Source organism: Brevibacillus panacihumi, from assembly GCF_003710985.1.
GTDB classification, from domain to species: Bacteria; Bacillota; Bacilli; order Brevibacillales; family Brevibacillaceae; genus Brevibacillus; species Brevibacillus panacihumi.
In genome coordinates this window covers 50685-68985 of sequence record NZ_RHHT01000025.1, presented here as the reverse complement: position 1 = coordinate 68985, position 18301 = coordinate 50685, and the positions used below count along the sequence as shown (strand labels likewise).

The 18301-nt window shown below is 49.6% G+C and carries 21 protein-coding genes; 3 read left to right on the top strand and 18 right to left on the bottom strand.

What is annotated here, in order from left to right:
• Positions 1-4 precede the first annotated feature (4 nt).
• From EDM58_RS11510 to EDM58_RS11485, 6 genes are all read right to left on the bottom strand, one after another.
• Positions 5-199: a hypothetical protein gene (locus EDM58_RS11510; RefSeq protein ID WP_023557995.1), complete on the bottom strand. Its 195-nt coding sequence runs from the start codon at positions 197-199 to the stop codon at positions 5-7.
• A gap of 105 nt (positions 200-304) precedes the next feature.
• Positions 305-1057: a hydrogen peroxide-dependent heme synthase gene (hemQ, locus tag EDM58_RS11505; RefSeq protein ID WP_122913472.1), complete on the bottom strand. Its 753-nt coding sequence runs from the start codon at positions 1055-1057 to the stop codon at positions 305-307.
• 116 nt (positions 1058-1173) lie between these two features.
• Complete coding sequence (gene nagB / locus EDM58_RS11500) at positions 1174-1932, bottom strand: glucosamine-6-phosphate deaminase (RefSeq protein ID WP_122913492.1); 759 nt, start codon at positions 1930-1932, stop codon at positions 1174-1176.
• Between the two features lie 246 nt (positions 1933-2178).
• On the bottom strand, positions 2179-2898 hold the full coding sequence (locus tag EDM58_RS11495) for a hypothetical protein (protein WP_122913471.1): 720 nt from the start codon (positions 2896-2898) through the stop codon (positions 2179-2181).
• A complete protein-coding gene (locus EDM58_RS11490; protein ID WP_122913470.1) occupies positions 2899-3612 on the bottom strand; it encodes a hypothetical protein in 714 nt (237 codons plus the stop codon).
• Between the two features lie 363 nt (positions 3613-3975).
• Positions 3976-4329 (bottom strand): YisL family protein, encoded by a 354-nt coding sequence (locus tag EDM58_RS11485; protein WP_122913469.1) that lies wholly within the window; start codon positions 4327-4329, stop codon positions 3976-3978.
• A gap of 272 nt (positions 4330-4601) precedes the next feature.
• On the opposite strand from EDM58_RS11485, the gene EDM58_RS11480 reads away from it, so the two are divergent.
• Complete coding sequence (locus tag EDM58_RS11480) at positions 4602-6032, top strand: HAMP domain-containing methyl-accepting chemotaxis protein (protein ID WP_122913468.1); 1431 nt, start codon at positions 4602-4604, stop codon at positions 6030-6032.
• A gap of 53 nt (positions 6033-6085) precedes the next feature.
• Here EDM58_RS11480 and EDM58_RS11475 read toward each other — a convergent pair whose 3' ends face one another.
• A complete protein-coding gene (locus EDM58_RS11475) occupies positions 6086-6955 on the bottom strand; it encodes a YitT family protein (RefSeq protein WP_122913467.1) in 870 nt (289 codons plus the stop codon).
• Positions 6956-7092: 137 nt separating this feature from the next.
• Between EDM58_RS11475 and EDM58_RS11470 the strand changes: the two genes are divergently transcribed.
• Both EDM58_RS11470 and EDM58_RS11465 read left to right on the top strand, forming a co-directional pair.
• Positions 7093-7389: a Fur family transcriptional regulator gene (locus tag EDM58_RS11470; RefSeq protein ID WP_122913466.1), complete on the top strand. Its 297-nt coding sequence runs from the start codon at positions 7093-7095 to the stop codon at positions 7387-7389.
• A 212-nt stretch (positions 7390-7601) separates the two neighbouring features.
• Complete coding sequence (locus EDM58_RS11465) at positions 7602-9059, top strand: catalase (RefSeq protein ID WP_122913465.1); 1458 nt, start codon at positions 7602-7604, stop codon at positions 9057-9059.
• A gap of 197 nt (positions 9060-9256) precedes the next feature.
• Here the strand turns inward: EDM58_RS11465 and EDM58_RS11460 are convergent, their stop codons facing one another.
• The 11 genes from EDM58_RS11460 to EDM58_RS11410 all read right to left on the bottom strand — a co-directional run bounded on the left by EDM58_RS11460 (position 9257) and on the right by EDM58_RS11410 (position 18168).
• Entirely contained in the window at positions 9257-10078 is an 822-nt protein-coding gene (locus EDM58_RS11460) for an alpha/beta fold hydrolase (protein WP_122913464.1), read from the bottom strand.
• A 73-nt stretch (positions 10079-10151) separates the two neighbouring features.
• On the bottom strand, positions 10152-10973 hold the full coding sequence (locus tag EDM58_RS11455) for a serine hydrolase (protein ID WP_122913463.1): 822 nt from the start codon (positions 10971-10973) through the stop codon (positions 10152-10154).
• A 63-nt stretch (positions 10974-11036) separates the two neighbouring features.
• Positions 11037-11396 carry a cupin domain-containing protein gene (locus EDM58_RS11450; RefSeq protein WP_122913462.1) on the bottom strand — a complete coding sequence of 120 codons (360 nt, stop codon included), beginning with the start codon at positions 11394-11396 and terminating at the stop codon, positions 11037-11039.
• Positions 11397-11494: 98 nt separating this feature from the next.
• Positions 11495-12112 (bottom strand): alpha/beta hydrolase, encoded by a 618-nt coding sequence (locus EDM58_RS11445; protein ID WP_122913461.1) that lies wholly within the window; start codon positions 12110-12112, stop codon positions 11495-11497.
• Positions 12109-13059 (bottom strand): ring-cleaving dioxygenase, encoded by a 951-nt coding sequence (locus EDM58_RS11440; protein ID WP_122913460.1) that lies wholly within the window; start codon positions 13057-13059, stop codon positions 12109-12111. The genes EDM58_RS11445 and EDM58_RS11440 overlap by 4 nt, the downstream gene beginning before the upstream one ends.
• Before the next feature lie 27 nt (positions 13060-13086).
• Positions 13087-13716 carry a nitroreductase family protein gene (locus tag EDM58_RS11435; RefSeq protein ID WP_122913459.1) on the bottom strand — a complete coding sequence of 210 codons (630 nt, stop codon included), beginning with the start codon at positions 13714-13716 and terminating at the stop codon, positions 13087-13089.
• 129 nt (positions 13717-13845) lie between these two features.
• A complete protein-coding gene (locus tag EDM58_RS11430) occupies positions 13846-14391 on the bottom strand; it encodes a GrpB family protein (RefSeq protein WP_122913458.1) in 546 nt (181 codons plus the stop codon).
• A gap of 94 nt (positions 14392-14485) precedes the next feature.
• Positions 14486-15403, bottom strand: a complete 918-nt coding sequence (locus EDM58_RS11425; protein WP_122913457.1) for a hypothetical protein — start codon at positions 15401-15403, stop codon at positions 14486-14488.
• Positions 15404-15488: 85 nt separating this feature from the next.
• The gene (gene nadR, locus EDM58_RS11420; RefSeq protein WP_122913456.1) at positions 15489-16550 is read right to left on the bottom strand and encodes a multifunctional transcriptional regulator/nicotinamide-nucleotide adenylyltransferase/ribosylnicotinamide kinase NadR; all 1062 of its coding nucleotides are present in this window, start codon (positions 16548-16550) and stop codon (positions 15489-15491) included.
• Positions 16547-17245, bottom strand: a complete 699-nt coding sequence (gene pnuC, locus EDM58_RS11415; RefSeq protein WP_122913455.1) for a nicotinamide riboside transporter PnuC — start codon at positions 17243-17245, stop codon at positions 16547-16549. Before pnuC ends, nadR begins: the two co-directional genes overlap by 4 nt.
• A 32-nt stretch (positions 17246-17277) precedes the next feature.
• A complete protein-coding gene (locus EDM58_RS11410) occupies positions 17278-18168 on the bottom strand; it encodes an NUDIX hydrolase (protein WP_023558014.1) in 891 nt (296 codons plus the stop codon).
• Positions 18169-18301 lie beyond the last annotated feature (133 nt).

Genomic DNA, 18301 nt, shown 5'->3' with positions numbered 1-18301 from the left:
GCTACTATCCTAGAGGAAGCTGGACGATCGGTTTGATATGGCGAAGGATGTTCTCTTGTGCTCTCAAAACGGCTCTTTGCTCTGCTGCCAGGAAGACCGTCATCGCGTCTGGTAGTCCGAAGAGAACAAATGCCACACTCATCGAGACAATCGTGATCTTGCGAGATGGAGGCTTCCAGGACGTATATCGCTGTTCCACATGCACTGCGCTCCTTTCGGCAGGACTAGCGCCTGTAATAAAAAATCTGCCATACGGACCTTTCCGCAGGCAGACTTTTCTTCGTTAGTATCAGCTTGTTTTCTCTTATACGTCCAGCAAGGTTGCCAGAGACTCTTGGTTCAGCACATTCCCCACCAGGAAGTTGCCAAACTCGCCGAAGCGCGCGCTCACTTCGTCAAAACGCATTTCGTAAACGATATGTTTGAATTCCAACGGATCGTTGGAGAACAGGGTAACGCCCCACTCCCAATCGTCAAAACCAACAGAGCCGCCGATGATCTGCTTAACTCTTCCGGCGTATTTGCGGCCGATCAAACCGTGGGAGCGCATCATTTCCTGACGCTCCTGCATGGTCAGCATGTACCAGTTGTCTTGCAGATCCCGTTTTTTGTTCATCGGATAGAAGCAGATATGCTCCCATTTCGGCAGGATCGGATAGAGACGCTCACGCACATGCGGGTTGGCCTTTGGATCTTCTCCCGGATTGTTGACGTAGTTGCTCAGCTCTACGACAGATACATAGGAATACGGCGCTTCCGTATAAGCGGCAAAACGCGTTTTATTGAACGCCGTTTTGATCGCATCCAGCTCTTGCAGGGTCGGGCGCAGGAACATGAACACGAGGTCAGCCTTGTGGCCCAGAATGGAGTAGACAGCCGTGCTTCCTTCCTTCTGCTCCTCGTTTGCCTCCCATGTGCTCATCAAGCCTTGCAGCTCGTCCAACGCGGCTTTGCGCTCTTGTTCGGACGCTGCCTTCCACTTCTCCCAATTGATGGTGCGAAAATTATGATACGTATACCAACCTTCCAATGTAAGCAACGCTTCGTTCGCGCTCATTGAAAATCAGCTCCTTTGAAAAATCTGGGTTCCTGATCGCGTCTTTCCCAGTATAGCATAAGGGATTCACAGATATTCGAAACAGATTGGTGAACAAGCGTCAACCTGCCCGCTGCCTACTCCTTCTTGGCCCCGTCCACCGTGACAGCAGACAAGAGGGAAGCTGCCGGAGCATCCGCAATCACGGTCACATCATGATGCATTTGCAGCAAGGATGCCGGGACATCCGGTGTCATCTCGCCCTCCAGCATGTCTCGTACGGCTTGAGCCTTGGCCTCTCCGCTTGCCAGCAAGACGATTTTTTTCGCGCCGAGTATCGTGGCGATTCCCATCGAGACCGCTTGCGTCGGCACTTCTTCTACTGATTCAAAATAACGGGAATTCGCTTCAATCGTGCTGGAAGTCAATTGGACCACTCGGGTCTTCGATGAGGCCGGAGAGCCGGGTTCATTGAAGCCGATGTGGCCGTTGGTGCCGATCCCCAACACCTGGATATCGATTCCTCCCGCTTCCGCAATGGCCTGCTCATAGCGTGCACATTCCTGCTCCAGGTCCTGTGCGTCCCCTCGTGGGATGTTCGTACGCTCGGCAGCCATGTCGATCTGCGCGAAGAAATGCTCCTGCATGTACGTCCGGTAGCTCTGCGGGTGTTGGGCGTCCAGCCCTACGTATTCATCCAGATTGAAACTCGTCGCCTGTGAAAAGCTGAGTCCTTCTGTCCGGTGCATCCGAATCAATTCCTCGTACATGCCTACAGGCGTACCCCCAGTAGCTAAGCCGAGCACCAGATCGGGTTTTCTTTTTACCTCCTGGGCAAAAAGCTGTGCTGCCACCTTGCTCATTTCCTGATATCCTTCAACCAATAAAAGCTTCACGTTGCTCATTCACTCCCGCTCTATTTTTCTCTTCCGATAATCTCCCGTAAAAGCCCAGATGTGAACAGACGGCTTCATCCTCCAGCGATGAAGCCGTCTGCAAAAAGTGGATATGAAAACCAATTGTCTTCCGCCATTATACACCAATGGAAGGAAAAACTCCTGTCCGTTTTTCTTACTCCATAACAGCGGACCGGCCGATCTCTTCACCGTATAGGCAAAAGTCTCTTTAAGCGTTAATCATTGCTATCTTGGAATCTCGATGTCTCCCTTGCCTACTGTCATCAAATAGTCCAAGTCAATTTTACTATTTAAATACATTGTTCCATTTACAGAGCTCCAGGGAAAGGTTTCTTTATTTGTCTGATCATATGGAGTCCACCCCAAAAACATATTTTGTTCGGGAAATTGTTTTGCCGATTCTACTTTGCTGTATGCATTCATGAATGTTACCCATTCGTCGGACAGTTGCATCGCTCCATAGGATTTCTCTTGAATGGAGACTTTCTTCTCCATTTGTACTCTTGGATAGTAGCGCTCTATCCCTTCTGCGATACGATATCCTCTGTTTCGAATGAGATAAAAATGAATAGAATGCAAATGATCCCTTGGGTTAATATTCCAAACGAAATAAAACGATGAAGGATCGTTTCCATTTAGCTTCCATAACATGGGTTCCCCCTTTGTATCAATCGAGGCAACCTGCCATTTATGATGTTTCCATACCCAATAACTAAGACCGTAGTCATCTTTTTGGGATATGAAAGGAACTAATACGTGCCGCTCGTCAATCGGAATTGTATCTTGAATGATACTTGCGGTCGCCTTTGGAAAGATTCTATTCATCTCATCAATCAATTGTTGATTAGGTGGAAAAGGAGCAGGGCTCGAAAAATAGAACCAGTATACAATAATGGATAGCAAAATAATGAAAAATCCAAGAGACCCTATCTTTTTCTTCGTCATTTATTCTCCCCCCTCTAAAAGTGAATCTTTGGAGCGAAAATAAAGTTCCTTTTTCGGTGTTGATAACAATAATCCTTTTCCATCGTCTTCAATATAAATCAATGCATGAAGACCACTACCCCATTTTGATGAGGTTCCAATGAGTAGATATGGAAACCGTTCGTTTCTTTTACTCGATGAAGGATCCATATAGGTCTCTTTGTACCACTGATCACTATAAATCGCTTCCTGTCTCATTGTATCGAGTTGCTTGAGAAGGCTATCTTTATTTAGTGACCTGTCTTTCGCTGATGGGTGAATATTGATAATGGAAGCATTCTCAACATTTGAGATGTAAACTGATAGGTCGTCTTTGGGGTATATCACATGATGGACTGGTAATGTTAGTAAGGTTGATGCCAAGAAAATAAAATTCGCCCCAAAGCCTAACCAAGCAAAAGATCGGCAAGTCTGCCACCTTTGATCTTTCCCTTTAAAAACAAAATACAAGATCCATACACCAAGAGGTAAAATCGGAAGCTGAACCATCACATCAAACATCTTCCAATTTATTGAAAAGGAAAAAAGACCAACGAGTATTATGAGTGGAATCTCCCATACTTTCGGTTTCACCATTTGTTTTTGATAAATTGTATAGGCAAAAAAAATAATAGCAAGCCAGCCTAAAATTACAGTTAATATTTCTATGACATTGTAGTTTGAATCTATTTCCATATGAATCCTCCTGTCTTGCTCTGGTCATTTCAATCAGGGCTCCCGAACACAGACCAGCTTATCGAACAACGAATCCCGTTAGGAATCACGAAACTATGAATTCCTTTATTTTACCATTAATTGCATTTTTATGTCCAAATTATGAAAATAATCTAACCGTTAATCATCCCGCAAACTTAATGCCCCCTCGGATTAAAGCATTATTGTTCTGTGATCTGCGTTTCTCGAGGGCGTCACCATGTTCGCCAGCTCACACCGTCCCATCGGCGGCTCATGGTGGAAGGTTTTTATGCGAAAAAAAGGCTTTCCTCCACCGGAACCAGTGGAAGAAAGCCTTTTACCGTTACTGCAATCTATGAAGAACTAGGCGATAACCCGATAGCCAAGCAGAATGACCAAGACCATGACGACAAGGGCGCCAATGAAGAAGCCGGTGCTCGGCTGATTCCTGGAGGCCCGTCCCATCGACATCTCCATGAGCCCGAAGACCACGATAGCCAGAATTGCCTTCACGTAGTAAAAGATGTCGCTCGCGTGATACCCGAAGAGCAGCCCCGCTCCAGACAAGAGGATAATGACCATCATCAATCTTAAAACCATATGTACGATTTTGCCTGCTTTTGCTTTTCCCGCCCGGTACAATATGTAGCCAATGATCAACAGAACAAATGCTACTTCCCAACCGCCAACATGCGATTCTCTTAACATGTTGTACATTGTGCTTTCAACTCCTACATTCAAGATGGCATGACCCTTTTATTATAGCAGATGCGGGACTGAAATCCATTCACACGAACACTTGTCATATTTGTGAACCGGTTATTCTCAGGGAGATTTCCCCTTTTCGCCTAGTCATTTCATGAACTGGGATAATTATAGTAAGAACAAAAAAATATTATGATTTTTTAGCTTTATTGTAGTTTGGAGGCTATAAAATCGGGGTACTTATTTTCCATCAGCGACAAATTCACATCTGGGAGGAAACAAACTTGAACGTCCAAAAAAAGATTTTGCTCGGATTCCTTGTTCTTTTGGGTTTCGTCATCGTCAGTGGGGGCTTATCGATTTTTCAAATGAAGCAAATGGGCGTGAAAGCGGAAGATATTCAGGACAATTGGCTGCCCAGCGTCGTGATGCTGGGTCAGATTAACAAGCTATCTTCAGATACTCCCCGTCTTTTGAACAGCATGGGATTGGAAAATGACTCCCGGGAAATGGAGCAAAGAGAGAAGGAAATCCTTCAAACGCTTGAGGAAATCGACAAGCTTTTGCAAGAGTATGAAATGACCATCACGGATGAAGAAGCGCAGGAGCGGCAATACTTCGAGGAATTTTCTAAATCTTGGGAAGTGTATAAAAATCAGGTCCCAGCCATGATTACCACTGCCAAAGGCTCTGACTCCGCCTACATTATCTCCGAATTGAAAAAGACGGTCGCTGCCTGGGAAACCGCTCAAGAAGATCTCGCGCGCATGATTGAGTTCAACAAGCAGAGCGCACTTGCTGCGACAGATGAATCCGTCAATGTCTATACAACATCCCTGTACATCCTGATTACGGTTATGTCCATTGCCACTTTGGCCGGGGTTGCCTTGATCCTCCTCATCATTCGCGATATTCGAAGAGTAGCGAGCAATATTGTGCAATCCTCCCATACCGTAGCCAGCTCGTCCGAAGAAATTACTGCAAGCATCCAGGAAGTTGCCTCCGGGAGCCAGCATCAAGCCAGCATGGTCAACTCTATCACGGAAATGATCGAGCAGATGGACATCGCGATCAGCCAAATCTCCGCCAACATCGAAGAAACCAGCACATTGGTCAACCAGACCTCGTCTGCTGCCGAGAATGGCGGACATCTGATGAACAATGCGATGGAGGGCATGCAGGACATCTCGAAAAAGGTCCATTACCTGCTGGAAAACTCGCGGAAAATCGACGTGATCGTCACGACGATCAAAGACATTGCCGATCAAACCAAACTGCTGGCTCTCAACGCTTCGATTGAAGCAGCGCGCGCCGGTGAACATGGGCGCGGTTTTGCCGTCGTAGCAGATTCCGTAGGGAAGCTCGCCAACCAAAGCGGCGAAGCAACCAAGGAAATCATCCACTTGGTGCAGAGGATGCAGGAAAGTACCCAGGATACCGTGGAAACGGTGCGTTCAGGCAACGAACTGATCCTGCACGCAGGCCAATCCTTCACGGAAATTATCGAGTATGTCAAAAACTCTGCAGCGAGAATCACGGAAGTTGCCGCCAGTTGCGAAGAGCAGGCAGCCCAGACAAATGAAATTCTCCAATCTGCCCAAAATATCGCAGCAGTCACACAACAAACCTCTGCCAGCACAGAAGAAACGGCTTCCGCAACCGAGGAACTCTCCAGTATGGCAGAAAATCTAAATCAGCTCGTCAGCAAATTGTAGAGCTCACATCAGGAAGAAGGCATCTTGCCTCCTTCCTGTTTTTTAGGCGTTCTCTAAACAGCCCGAAACCCCTCTCCAATCACCTCATGCGCAGGACATAAAATGATGAACGAATCCGGATCAACCGAGCGCACCATCATTTTCAGCTTGCTCACTTCACTTTGGCTGACTACGGCCATCAACACTTTTCGATGATCTCCCGTATACCCGCCCGCCGCATCCAGCAAGGTTACTCCTCGGTCCAGATCATACAAAATCGTCTCCCTCAAGGTTTCTGTTTCATTCGAAATGATGTAGGCGACCTTGGTGGTGTTCCAGCCCATCTGGACAATATCAATGGTCTTGCTGGTGACAAACAAGGCGATCAGGGCAAAAAGTGCCTTTTCCGCATCGAAAACAATCCCTGCCAGTGCGATCACCATGCCATCAAAGACGGCTACGCTGGCTCCCAGGCTCAGCCCCGAATGCTTATGCAAGATTTGCGAGGCGATAGCAAAACCGCCTGTCGAGCCCCTGCCGCGAAACACAATGCCAATCCCCAGCCCGACGCCGATCCCGCCGTATATGCTGGCGAGCAGCGTGTTGTTCGTCAGCGGCTGCAAATGGCTCGTCAGCATCACGCAAAGCGGCAAAACGACAGAGCCCACTGCTGCTTTCATGGCAGTCTGCTTGTCCAACATTTTCATTCCCAGCAGCAGCAAGGGAATATTGATGGCCCACTGGAAGATGGCCGGGGACCAGCCGAACAGGTTGAACAGAATGGTCGAAAGCCCGGAGACGCCGCCTGAGGCAATCTGGTTGGGATTGAGGAACACATTGAAGCTGGTTGCGAGAACCAGTGAGCCGATTACCAGCATCAGGTACTCCAGCCCTTTTCTTCGCGGACTGTCGATCGGGATGATTGCTCGTTTTTTTCGTGACACACACTCCACTCCTGCCTGTTACAAAATCGCCCATAACGTACCATATCCTGCTTTAAAAGAAAAGGATTGACGGAGCTCAAAAAGAAGATGATAATTAAAATTACATAATAATAATTTTAAATAAGGGGTGAGCTGCGATGGAACCACAAATCACGAGTGTCACGCAGCAGGTCAAATATCTAGGCAAGCGACTTACTGTACAGCGGAGGGCAGTCTTGCTGCATATGCTCTCCACACTCGACTCCCCGACTGCCAAGGATGTCTACATCGCCCTGAAACGGGAGATGCCCAATATCACACTCTCCACGGTCTACACGGCTTTGCGTTTTTTTGTCAAAATGGGAATCCTCAAGGAGCATCCTGCCGGACATGCCGCAACGCGCTTTCAATGTATCATTCCCCGATCGGCTCCCATGCTAAAGGAAGTCATGTAAAACGCGACAACAGGTCGTCACTACTCCTTTGGTATGAGTGATGCCTGTTCTGAATAGGGTATAACAGGAAAGCCAATGTCGCGGAATGTCGTATGAGGGAAATTCTTCAAAACAGTTTGCTGGTTGCAAAAGCCCAGATACTAAATTATAATGATTATCATATTATAATTATTTTAAATAAGGTTCGCACGATGAGAAAGGGGAAGAGGAGTATGACGGAAAAGAAAAAACTCACAACAGCGGCCGGTGCGCCGGTCGCCAACAACCAGAATTCCATGACGGCTGGCCCCAGAGGCCCGATGCTGCTGCAGGATGTCTGGTTCTTGGAAAAGCTCGCCCATTTTGACAGAGAAGTCATTCCAGAAAGACGGATGCACGCCAAAGGCTCCGCCGCTTACGGTACGTTTACGGTAACGCATGATATTACAAAATATTCAAAAGCAAAAATCTTTTCCGAAATCGGAAAGCAGACGGAAATGATCGTGCGCTTCTCCACCGTAGCCGGTGAACGCGGTGCGGCCGATGCGGAACGTGATATTCGCGGATTTGCCATGAAATTTTATACCGAAGAAGGAAACTGGGATCTCGTCGGCAACAATACGCCCGTCTTTTTCATCCGCGACCCGCTGAAATTCCCTGACTTGAACCGCGCCGTCAAACGCGATCCGCGCACCAACATGCGCAGCGCGAAGAACAACTGGGACTTCTGGACATCGTTGCCTGAAGCGCTCCACCAGGTGACGATCGTCATGAGTGATCGCGGAATCCCAGCGTCCTACAGACATATGCACGGATTTGGCAGCCATACATTCAGCATGATCAACGATAAAAATGAACGCTTCTGGGTGAAATTCCACCTGAAATCCCAGCAAGGCATCAAAAACCTGACGGACGAAGAAGCAGCAGAGCTGATCGGCCAAGACAGGGAGAGCCATCAGGCAGACCTCTACAACAGCATCGAAAAGGGCGATTTCCCGAAATGGACCATGTATATCCAGGTGATGCCGGAAGCAGATGCGGCCAAAATGCCGTACAACCCGTTTGACCTGACCAAAGTGTGGTACAAAAAGGACTATCCGCTGATCGAAGTCGGTTATTTTGAATTGAACCGCAATCCGAACAACTATTTTGCCGAAGTGGAGCAGCTCGCCTTCTCCCCTGCGAACATCGTTCCGGGAATCGGCTTCTCGCCTGATAAAATGCTGCAGGGCCGTCTGTTCTCCTACGGCGACGCCCAACGCTACAGACTGGGAGTAAACCATCACCAAATCCCGGTGAATGCGCCGAAGTGTCCATTCCACAGCTATCATCGCGACGGCCAAATGCGCGTGGACAACAACGCCGGTTCCACGATCGGCTATGAACCAAACAGCTACGGCGAATGGCAGGACCAGCCTGATTTCAGCGAGCCGCCACTCGCTCTCGAAGGCGCTGCTGCCCACTGGGATTTCCGTGAAGATGACAACGACTACTACACGCAGCCAGGGCGATTGTTCAATCTGATGAGCCCGGCGCAGCAGCAGGTTTTGTTTGAAAATACCGCTCGTGCCATGGGCGATGCGCCGAAGGAAATCAAGATCAGACATATCAGCAATTGCCTGAAGGCAGACCCTGCTTATGGCAAGGGTGTTGCGGATGCACTTGGGATTGAGCTTAGTGAGGTTGAATAAAAGAAAAGCCGTTTGATCGGACTGTAGTGGAGGGGCGGAAAAAGGAGAAAACGCTCCAGGCGGGTTGATTTCTCCTTTTTCCTCGACCAGCTTTGTCTGGTCATCGTGGATGCATTCTCAAGTCTCTCATGAAGGCAATACAGGGCACTCAAGAAGATATACTTCCTGAGTGCCCTCTTTTATTTTTGAAATGGAAATCAAGTGTGCTGTTCGAGAAAAGAAAGCAACAGACGGTTGAAGACCTCTGGCTGGTCCATCGGAGGGATATGGGCAGAGCCTTCGATAACGATTTTTTGTGCTGCTGGAATCTTTTTTGCCAGGACGTCGGCAATCTGCAAGAAATCAGGATAATCCCGATCTCCGGCGATGACGAGGGTTGGGACGTGAATTTCCTCCAGACGCTCGTTGGGCGGAGGTGAAAGTACAGAAAGCCCTTTTCCGAACTCCGGCAAGGAAAAGGCATGCTCCGTCATGATTCGGTACCGTTCCCTCGCTTTTCCTGCAGCTTCATTCGCAGGGTAACCGGGACCGTCGAACCACATCTGGATGGTCATCTCCACCGCTTCCTCGCGTGTCCCCTTTTGGCATATCTCCTGAAAGCGCTCCGTATCGCGAATCCGTTGCTCGCTGCGCGGATGCCCCATCAAGCCTGACGAGACGAGAGTCAGGCTTTTCACCATTTCGGGGTAGGCGAGTGCAAATTCCACCGCCACCATGCCGCCAAACGATAATCCTACCACATGCGCCTGCTCGACCCCCAAAGCTTGCAGGACTGCCCGCGTATCATCATACAGGGTGAAGGGGATCTCGGTCGCAGGCGTTCGCCCAAAGCCTCGGATGTCAAAGCGGATTACCTTGAACTTTTGTGACAGCTCTTCCACCTGATCGTCCCACAAGCGGGTGTCGAGATTGAAGCCGTGAATCAACAGCAGCGGCTCTCCTGTGCCCGTCACTTCATAATAAAAACGAGTTCTGTTCACATCCAGAAAACCTGACTCTACCGATGGGCTGATTTCCATTTTTTATCACCTCTTCACCACTATGTCATGACCTCCTCTTTGCGTCCAGACGGTTCACAAAATTGAAAAAAATCTATCCATTCTTCGCGTAATCGTACACTGCTTTGCCGATGCTGCCGAGCGTATGCAAGGCTTCTTCCGCCTCCACGTCCTGGGACAAAGCTGTGATCGCAAAACAACGCCCCTGCGTATACAACAGACCTGCATCATGCTGCCTTCCCGTATCCCAGCCGGATTTGCAGGCTATCTCCCAGTCTGTCGCAAGCATTTCCTTGCCTTTTCCATCATCAGCCACCGGTAAAAGCGAAGGCAAACCGTTGCGGAATTGCTGCTTTTTCATGATGGCGACCATCTCTTCACAGGCCTTCGCCGAAAGATAGCGTCCTGCTCCGAGCTGACTCAGCACTGTTGTGACATCCCGTGCCGTGATCGTATTGTTCCCCGGATTGTCAGCCGGGTAGATCATCAGCTTGCGGACGTATCGGCTCTCCTTCATCCCCAGCTCGCGCATCGTCTGATCGATCCGCTCTTTCCCTACCAGATCGATCAGTATATTGGTCGCGGTGTTGTCGCTTTGGATAATCATCAGCGTTGCCAGCTCGCGAATCGAGAGTCGCAGTCCGGGAGACAGAGCGAAGAGCATCCCGGAGCCTTGCACCATATCCTCCCGTCTGAGCACCAGCCGATCTTCCAGTGAAAATTCGCCCTGCCAAGCAGCAGCAAACACCGCTGCCATGATCGGAACCTTAATGACGCTCTCTGCGATAAAAGACTGATCGGGAAGATGCTCATAACAAATGCCTTGTCCTACTTCCTCGACTACAATTCCCCACGTTCCCTTTGCATCCTCGACAATCTGTGATAGCTGCTTTTTCAATCCCTCTGCCCGTTGCATGGAGCCCCCTCTTTCCACCTGGATTTTTAACCATTTTCCTGTCATTCCTTACTGTCAGTCCACTTAGATCGTTGGCAGATCTGACACGGTTCGTTCATTTACCTGGTTTCCGGTATTCAGCGTCGTTTTCGGCTCCAGCAGCAGGACATGAGCTTCTTCTTCCGCGACAGGCATATGCTCTACCCCTTTTGGAACAATGAGAAACTCGCCTTCTTCCAACCAGACGTCGCGATCCCGAAATTTGATCAGCAGCCTTCCTTTAACCACCAGAAACAGCTCATCTTCATGCTCATGGTGGTGCCAGACGAATTCTCCTTTGAACTTCGCGAGCTTTACATAGGAATCGTTGATCTCCCCGGCAATTCGCGGGCTCCAGTGTTCGTGAAACAGCGAAAACTTTTGCTTCAGATTAACCTTTTCCAATGCTCGTCACCCTTTCTTGCTATGACTCCATTATAATCTGACATCCCATAAAAAAAAGGAACCCTTTGGAAAAAGAGTTCCTTTACACGTAAGCTCGTTCATGCGATGTCAATGAAATTGTTCGCAAACCAGGCAGCGGATGCCCGCACTTCTCCCTCTGTTAGCTGATGTCCGTACATCTCCCAATGCAGATTCACGGAAGCACCAGCCTCTTCCAAGAGACGCGACAGCTCTTCTGTCTCTGGGAGGGGACAAATCGGGTCGTTTTTGCCCGCTCCGATAAAAATCGGGATTCCCGCGAGATCCGGCAAGGCAATTCCTCTGCGCGGGACCATCGGATGATAGAGAATCGCTCCTCTCAACGCATTTTCATAGTGGAAGAGCAGGCTCCCGGCGATATTGGCGCCATTGGAGTAGCCGACTGCCACGATGTTCCCACGGTCAAACTCGTATTCGGAGGACGCCTGGTCGAGAAAAGCCTGCAGCTCCTCAGTCCGAAAAATCAGGTCCTGCTCATCAAATACCCCTTCTGCCAAACGTCTGAAATAACGCGGCATCCCATTCTCCAGAACATTTCCACGGACGCTGAGAACGGACGAACCGGGATGAATCATCGGGGCGAGAGGGAGCATGTCGCGCTCGTTGCCGCCCGTTCCATGCAACAGCAGCAAGACGGGAGCTTCTGCATCGCTCCCCTTTTGAAAAAGGTGAATCATGCCCGATCCTCCTCCAAGACACGTACTTCAAACGGCAGCAAGCCTTGCTCGATACGGGTCCGATACGGTTCATACCATTCGGGGAGCATCAGTTTTTCACCCAGGCTCTCCATCGGTTCATCCAAGGCAAATCCTGGTGGATCTGTAGCGATCTCAAACAAGATTCCGCCGTTTTCACGGAAGTATACCGCGTTGAAATACTGGCGGTCGACGATATCTGTAGGATGCAGACCGTAGCGGCCTACATTCTCCTGCCATTGTCTGTGATCCTGATCATCCTTTGCCCGCCAGGCGATGTGATGAACGGTTCCTGCCCCTTCCTGTCCGCGTGGCATGGGAGCTGCATTGATATCAATCACATTGCCCAGATCGCCAACGGTACGGAAACGGACCAAGCCTTCCTCTTCTGCCACTTTTTCCATCCCCATCAGATTCTCCAGCACATGCATCGTTTTTTCAGGCTGCAGGCTGTACAGGATCGCGCCGCCAAAGCCCTTGATCGCCTTGTCGGCAGGCACGCCACCAAACGACCACTTGCTTGCAGGCCCCTCCTCACGCTCTACGATTTCCAGCTGCAAGCCGTCTTTGTCCTGGAATTGCAGATAGGTTTCCCCAAATCGCTGAATGCGGTAGTAAGACATCTTGAACTTGCGCAAGCGCTCTTCCCAAAAGGATAATGCCCCCATAGGAACGACAAAGGTGGTATACCCGACCTGCCCTCCGCCTACCTTGCCCAAGCGTGCCTCCGGCCAAGGAAAGAAGGTCATCGCAGTACCAGGACTGCCGGCTTCGTTGCCAAAGTACAAGTGATAGACATCCGGCGCGTCAAAATTGATGGTTTTTTTCACCAGACGCAAGCCGAGAAACCCGGCGTAAAAGTCGACGTTTTTTTGCGGATCGGTTACAAAAGCCGTAATGTGATGTATTCCCGAAGTCTGTTGTTTCATCTTGGAACCAACCTTTCATTATGATTTTCACTGAAATGCGTTGTAGCTGACGAACTCTCCTGTCGGTTTGCGATAGCCCCTCACTCGTTGGGAGGACAGATCCTCCTTGCCGATGGTGATCATCAATACAGGCTCATACGTATCCGGGATGTTTAGGTGTTTGCTTACCTCCACGGGATCAAACCCGATCATGGGGCATGTATCCCACCCTTTGTCCTTCGCCGCCAGCATGAACAGCATGGCAGACAAACTGGCATTGCGGATTGCCTCGTCGTGCAGAAACGACTCTCCTCTGCTTTCGTAAAAAGAGGTCACAGAGGATACGGTATGGTCAAATTCCTGTTTACTGAGAATCCCTAGCTGCAAAAGCCCCTCATTCACCTTGCCAACATTCTGATACGCCATTTTGTTGCCTAGCACCAGGATGACAGCAGATGCCGTTTTGACCTTATATTGTCTGTTCGCCGCTTCAAACATGCGCTCTTTCATCTCTGGTGAATCGACTACAAGATAGTGAGCATGCTGGAGATTAAAGGCGGTTGGCGCAAATTTGACATCCGAGAAAATTTCGTCCAGGTCCTCCCGGGAAATCTTCACATCAGGCAAAAATTTATTTGCAGATCTTCGCAAGCGGATGAGGCTGGAAAAGTCGTTCATAGGCTGTACTCCTCTCAACACCATTTCGTCATTATTATCTCTAATTTGTGATTTATAATAAAAAACATCTTAAATTTAAGATAATTGTATTCCAAGCTCTTCCGGTTGTCAACACCTGATATCAACCGTTTATTTGTCCGATGGACCCGGTTTCCACCCGACTTCTTGCGACCATGTATGAGCCTTTTGGATGATATCCCACACGATTGGTCCTTTTCCTTCTACATACTTCGGGCGTTCATTCTTGTACAGCGCCATCAATCGATGCTTCTCCTGGGCATATCGCAAGCAATCCGCAGGGTGTACGCGCAAATAATCTCGAAAGAGCAGCGTGGCTTGTTCGGAAAAACTCCCGGCTTGCCTTACATGAATATGAATTCTGCGAGTGCCGGGAAGCTCCCGGAAATACCTTTTGGTCTTGTCCGGATTTTCTTCCCGAAAGACGAATCCGACTTCTTCCATCTTGTGTTTATAGGCTGGCAAATCTTCCATATCCGCTACTGAGATCTGGATATCAATAATCGGCTTTGCATCCAAACCAACAATGGAAGTAGATCCGACATGATCGATCCGAATCGCCAAATCCCCCAGCGAGGTCCTTAATATGGAAGCTACATCATGGAAAAGACGCTTCCATTCAGGATCGTATTTTGAAATTCTCCATTGATTCTCCATGGCTCTCTCCTTTTACATGACGATGCGAGCAAGACAGGATGAAAAAACTCTCAGCCGTGTCATAACTGGCAGGCTGAGAGTTTTCCATATTCATTTACGACAAGCTGGAAGCTTTGTTAACCCGCTCTATCAGCATTTCCACCAGCAAGCTCCACTCCAAGCCTGCCTCGGAATACTCGTTTCCTGCATAAGGGTGTTCGCTTGGGGTCATCCAGTAATAGGAACCGTTTTTTCCTTCCCCGATTTTTTGCAGGAAAGGATGCTCCTGATAGTACTCCCTTTTTTCTTGTTCTTTGCTCAGGCGAATCACGGTCAAAAGCGGCTCTTTTTTGCCTGCTTTGTCTTGGTATAGGAAGTGCGCACAAGGCGGATTGCCTTCCTCATTACTGCACGTACCTTGCTCCAGCACGATCTTGCCGGTCACATCTGCCGGAAGGGACAAGCTGTACCCCATGGCGGTGGTATAAGCCTTCATCTGCTTCATCGTTTTCTCGACGTTCGGCTCATTGATGGATTCCGGCGTGTTCCAGATCCCGATCACGTTCTCATCGGCTGGGGCGACCGCCTCGACAAACCATTTTTTTCCTTTTGGCGATACCGTCACAATCGCCCGATCCTTCCCGGATTTATCAGAGGTATACACGTCAAAGTCCACCTGGTACATCAGGTCGCCTTGCTCGCTTCTATCCGGCAAGCTGGTGATCTGGAACGTTTCCGCCCAGGGGCTGGACGCTCCCGTCACCCAACCAAATTGGGAAAAAGATGCTTTGACGCTCTGCTTGGCGTTCTCGGATAAAAGGGCGTATTGCAAAGCGCCGTTGCGCTCTGTTACTGCTCGTGCCCAGGTATGGACGGTTTCTGCCGCTGTAGTGGGGACGATGCCGCTCTCCAGCATGCTCAACTGTTTTGCTAATGCCTCTTGGTCATTTTGTGCCGCATGTGTCTGAGCCGCGAACGGCTGTACCATCAGGGACAAAGCCAAAATGCCAAGCATGGTAAACTTCTTCAACATGGGGAAACTCCTCTCAAAATTCTCAGTCAATACCGTCTGAGTATAAGGAAAATTTCCCCATGTGTACATATCGTTTCACATGATTTTATTTCATTTTATTGTTCTGCACCAAAGTCCGATCCAGCAGCGCATTGACGTGAACCATCGCCTGCTCGAGCCGTTCTTGGTAGTTTCCAGAAATGCTGTGGCAACGCACTCCAAACTCCTTCAGCAATTCCTTGAGCAGTCGATTGTTCTCTTGCCGCACCTGCTCTTCGCCGAAGGAACGGGTGCCGTCATCGACCCATTCCACATCCGGCTCCAGAAACAGCCAAAGATCGTATTGCTGCAGCCGCGCGATCTCGTCCAGGATCGGCTGTCTTTTGCCTACGTAGAGCATGGAAAAATACTGCGTCACAATCGCTTCCGTATCGATGAACAGCACTTTATTGGCTTTGGCTCCCTGCACCTTTTCATGATATTTGTGTTCAAAGGCGATCTCGGGATAGTCCTCGGGAAGCGTAATATCTTCACAATTGCCCAAACGCTCGTAGTACGTCCGACCCCATTCCTCCACATAGGTCGTGTTGTACAGGTTGGCGAGATTGCGTACCAGCGTGGACTTTCCGCAGCTCTCCGTCCCTACCACGACCACTTTTTTCACAAAGTGGGGCTGGACGATCGCGGGCAGCATGTTCCAATGCTTCAGGACGCCTTCCTTGCGCAGCATGGAGCCGGAGATGGGGTAGACCTCCCGTTTGGGGTCGATCAGGATGTGCTGTGCATCTGGATATAACTCCCCAAAAATCGGCGTGTACGCAGTCTCGGAGCTGAATACCGCATCCAGCGGCTTGCCAATTGCAGCCAGAATTCCTTGTGCGCCGATGTGCCAATCGGCCATCTGACCCGTCTCCGGCTGATGGACGGCATGGACGTGAACATGCGGCATCTCTTTCGTCAATTGCGTCCACCAGCGCAAGCGGACCCGCACCGGAATATAGGGGATGACGCCGTCTTCACACAGCTTTTGCTCATAGGCTTCGTCATACGTCACGATGACATGCAGTTCATCCACCATGGTCGACGCCCGTATCATCGCGTACACATGCCCCATGTGCGGGCAGGGAAGGAATTTTCCTCCGTACATGCCAACCGTGCCGGGTTTCATTGGGAGTGCACCTCTTCCTGTTTCTGGACCTTGCTCAATTTGATCCAGTTGTAATAGCCGTAGATCGAGTTCACGAGGAAAGCGGACCACATGACGACCATGTTCATGTCATTGCCGCCCTGCTTGATCAGTGTGACCACCCACAGCGAAATGGAGAGGACATTGACCGCGATCCAGAGTGCCCATTGCTCGGCGTATCGCTTCAGCATCAGAATCTGCGCCAGTACCGACAGCACAACAGCGGCTGAATCCAATCGAACCTCCTGGCCGCCGATGACATGCAACAGCTCAGCGTAGAGAATGCTGCCGACAACCGCGATGAGGATAAGGATCATCCAGCCTTTTTTAGTCAGGCGCTTGACCGCGACATCTTCTCCCTGAATGCTGGTTTGGGTGCGATGGCGGGACCACATGTACAAGCCGATGAATTGGGCGGGAAAATAAAACAGACCGTTGAGCATCGCTTCTCCATACAGCGAATAACCGAACGAAATGTATGCGTACGTGCCCGTCTGTATGATCCCAAAGTAGTAATTGGAGATTTTCCCCTTCGCGACCAAGACCACGCATAGCATTCCAGATAAAGAAGAGATCAGGCCAAGCAGAGAATCTTCAAAGGCAAAGAACAGATAAATATTTACGATGGTGAACAGTACGAGCCAAATTTTTTCAAACAAAGTCCAATCCTTCAACATCGAAACAACCTCCCCGTTGTTTGCAAATATCGTTACAATTCATCGTCCCATGTCGGGTTGTAGCGGTACAGCTTTGATGGACGATGCCCTGCATTGCGGCGGATGTGATTGGTCTCCAGCACCTTATCCGCTACTTTGCGGCGGAAGGCAGCCGCCAGCAGTTCTTTGCCCAGGATCACTTCAAACACCTGCTGCAAATCAGACAGGGTAAAATATTCGGGCAGCAGGTGAAACGCGATGTCGGTGTAATCCACCTTGTTGCGCAGTCTTTCCAGGGCATACACAATCATTTTGGCATGGTCAAAGGCGAGATTGTGCGCTTCCTCGATTTCCTGCACGACCTTGGAGTGTCCATGCTCGACGATTTTGGTCGTTTTCACTGTCGCAGTCGCCGCATCCGCGCCGCTGCCCAGGCGCAGCTCCACCCACTTTTCGATCATGAAGCCATTTTCCGTAACTGTGGTCTTCTTCTGTGTCCAGTGATCTGAGACGTGGAACCATTTCGCATCCTCCGTCCCTTCTCCGGACTGCAAGGGATAGAGATCGCTGTTGATCAGGGCCATGTAGGAACAGCTGATCACGCGCGTTCGCGGATCTCTGCCAATATCTCCCCACGTGTACAGCTGCTCCAGGTAGACATCCCGAAGACCGGTCTCTTTTTCCAACACCCGGATCGCAGCTTCATCAATGCTCTCGTGCGCAGAGACAAATCCTCCCGGCAGTGCCCACTGCCCCAAGAACGGATGCTCCTTGCGCTTGATCAAAAGGATTTTCAGCGACTTGTCGGATCGTTTCCGGTAGTTCTCTGACTCCTCCTCCGTGACAGTGAAGAGCAGCATATCCACGGACACGGAAGGACGTACGTATTGATTGACATCATACTCCTTGAGGAACATTTGCTCCGCAGAATGGTTTTCACTCATGTTATTACTCCTTTGTTATTATCATATTGTTAATAACATTTTGTTAAGATGTTACTGCATGAATTTTCCTTTGTCAATCCGCTTTATGAAAAAAATTCCCCGAAACTTTCCCGGGGAATGAATGATCGCCGTT

What these genes read in the sequence shown, in the direction of transcription:
- EDM58_RS11410 (WP_023558014.1), bottom strand. Translation starts at nt 18,168, where the DNA reads ATGAGTGAAAACCATTCTGCGGAGCAAATGTTCCTCAAGGAGTATGAT.
- EDM58_RS11465 (WP_122913465.1), top strand. Translation starts at nt 7,602, where the DNA reads ATGACGGAAAAGAAAAAACTCACAACAGCGGCCGGTGCGCCGGTCGCC.
- EDM58_RS11455 (WP_122913463.1), bottom strand. Translation starts at nt 10,973, where the DNA reads ATGCAACGGGCAGAGGGATTGAAAAAGCAGCTATCACAGATTGTCGAG.
- EDM58_RS11485 (WP_122913469.1), bottom strand. Translation starts at nt 4,329, where the DNA reads ATGTACAACATGTTAAGAGAATCGCATGTTGGCGGTTGGGAAGTAGCA.
- EDM58_RS11470 (WP_122913466.1), top strand. Translation starts at nt 7,093, where the DNA reads ATGGAACCACAAATCACGAGTGTCACGCAGCAGGTCAAATATCTAGGC.
- hemQ (WP_122913472.1), bottom strand. Translation starts at nt 1,057, where the DNA reads ATGAGCGCGAACGAAGCGTTGCTTACATTGGAAGGTTGGTATACGTAT.
- EDM58_RS11440 (WP_122913460.1), bottom strand. Translation starts at nt 13,059, where the DNA reads ATGAAACAACAGACTTCGGGAATACATCACATTACGGCTTTTGTAACC.
- nadR (WP_122913456.1), bottom strand. Translation starts at nt 16,550, where the DNA reads ATGAAACCCGGCACGGTTGGCATGTACGGAGGAAAATTCCTTCCCTGC.
- EDM58_RS11460 (WP_122913464.1), bottom strand. Translation starts at nt 10,078, where the DNA reads ATGGAAATCAGCCCATCGGTAGAGTCAGGTTTTCTGGATGTGAACAGA.
- pnuC (WP_122913455.1), bottom strand. Translation starts at nt 17,245, where the DNA reads ATGTTGAAGGATTGGACTTTGTTTGAAAAAATTTGGCTCGTACTGTTC.
- EDM58_RS11425 (WP_122913457.1), bottom strand. Translation starts at nt 15,403, where the DNA reads ATGTTGAAGAAGTTTACCATGCTTGGCATTTTGGCTTTGTCCCTGATG.
- EDM58_RS11430 (WP_122913458.1), bottom strand. Translation starts at nt 14,391, where the DNA reads ATGGAGAATCAATGGAGAATTTCAAAATACGATCCTGAATGGAAGCGT.
- EDM58_RS11445 (WP_122913461.1), bottom strand. Translation starts at nt 12,112, where the DNA reads ATGATTCACCTTTTTCAAAAGGGGAGCGATGCAGAAGCTCCCGTCTTG.
- EDM58_RS11435 (WP_122913459.1), bottom strand. Translation starts at nt 13,716, where the DNA reads ATGAACGACTTTTCCAGCCTCATCCGCTTGCGAAGATCTGCAAATAAA.
- EDM58_RS11495 (WP_122913471.1), bottom strand. Translation starts at nt 2,898, where the DNA reads ATGACGAAGAAAAAGATAGGGTCTCTTGGATTTTTCATTATTTTGCTA.
- EDM58_RS11490 (WP_122913470.1), bottom strand. Translation starts at nt 3,612, where the DNA reads ATGGAAATAGATTCAAACTACAATGTCATAGAAATATTAACTGTAATT.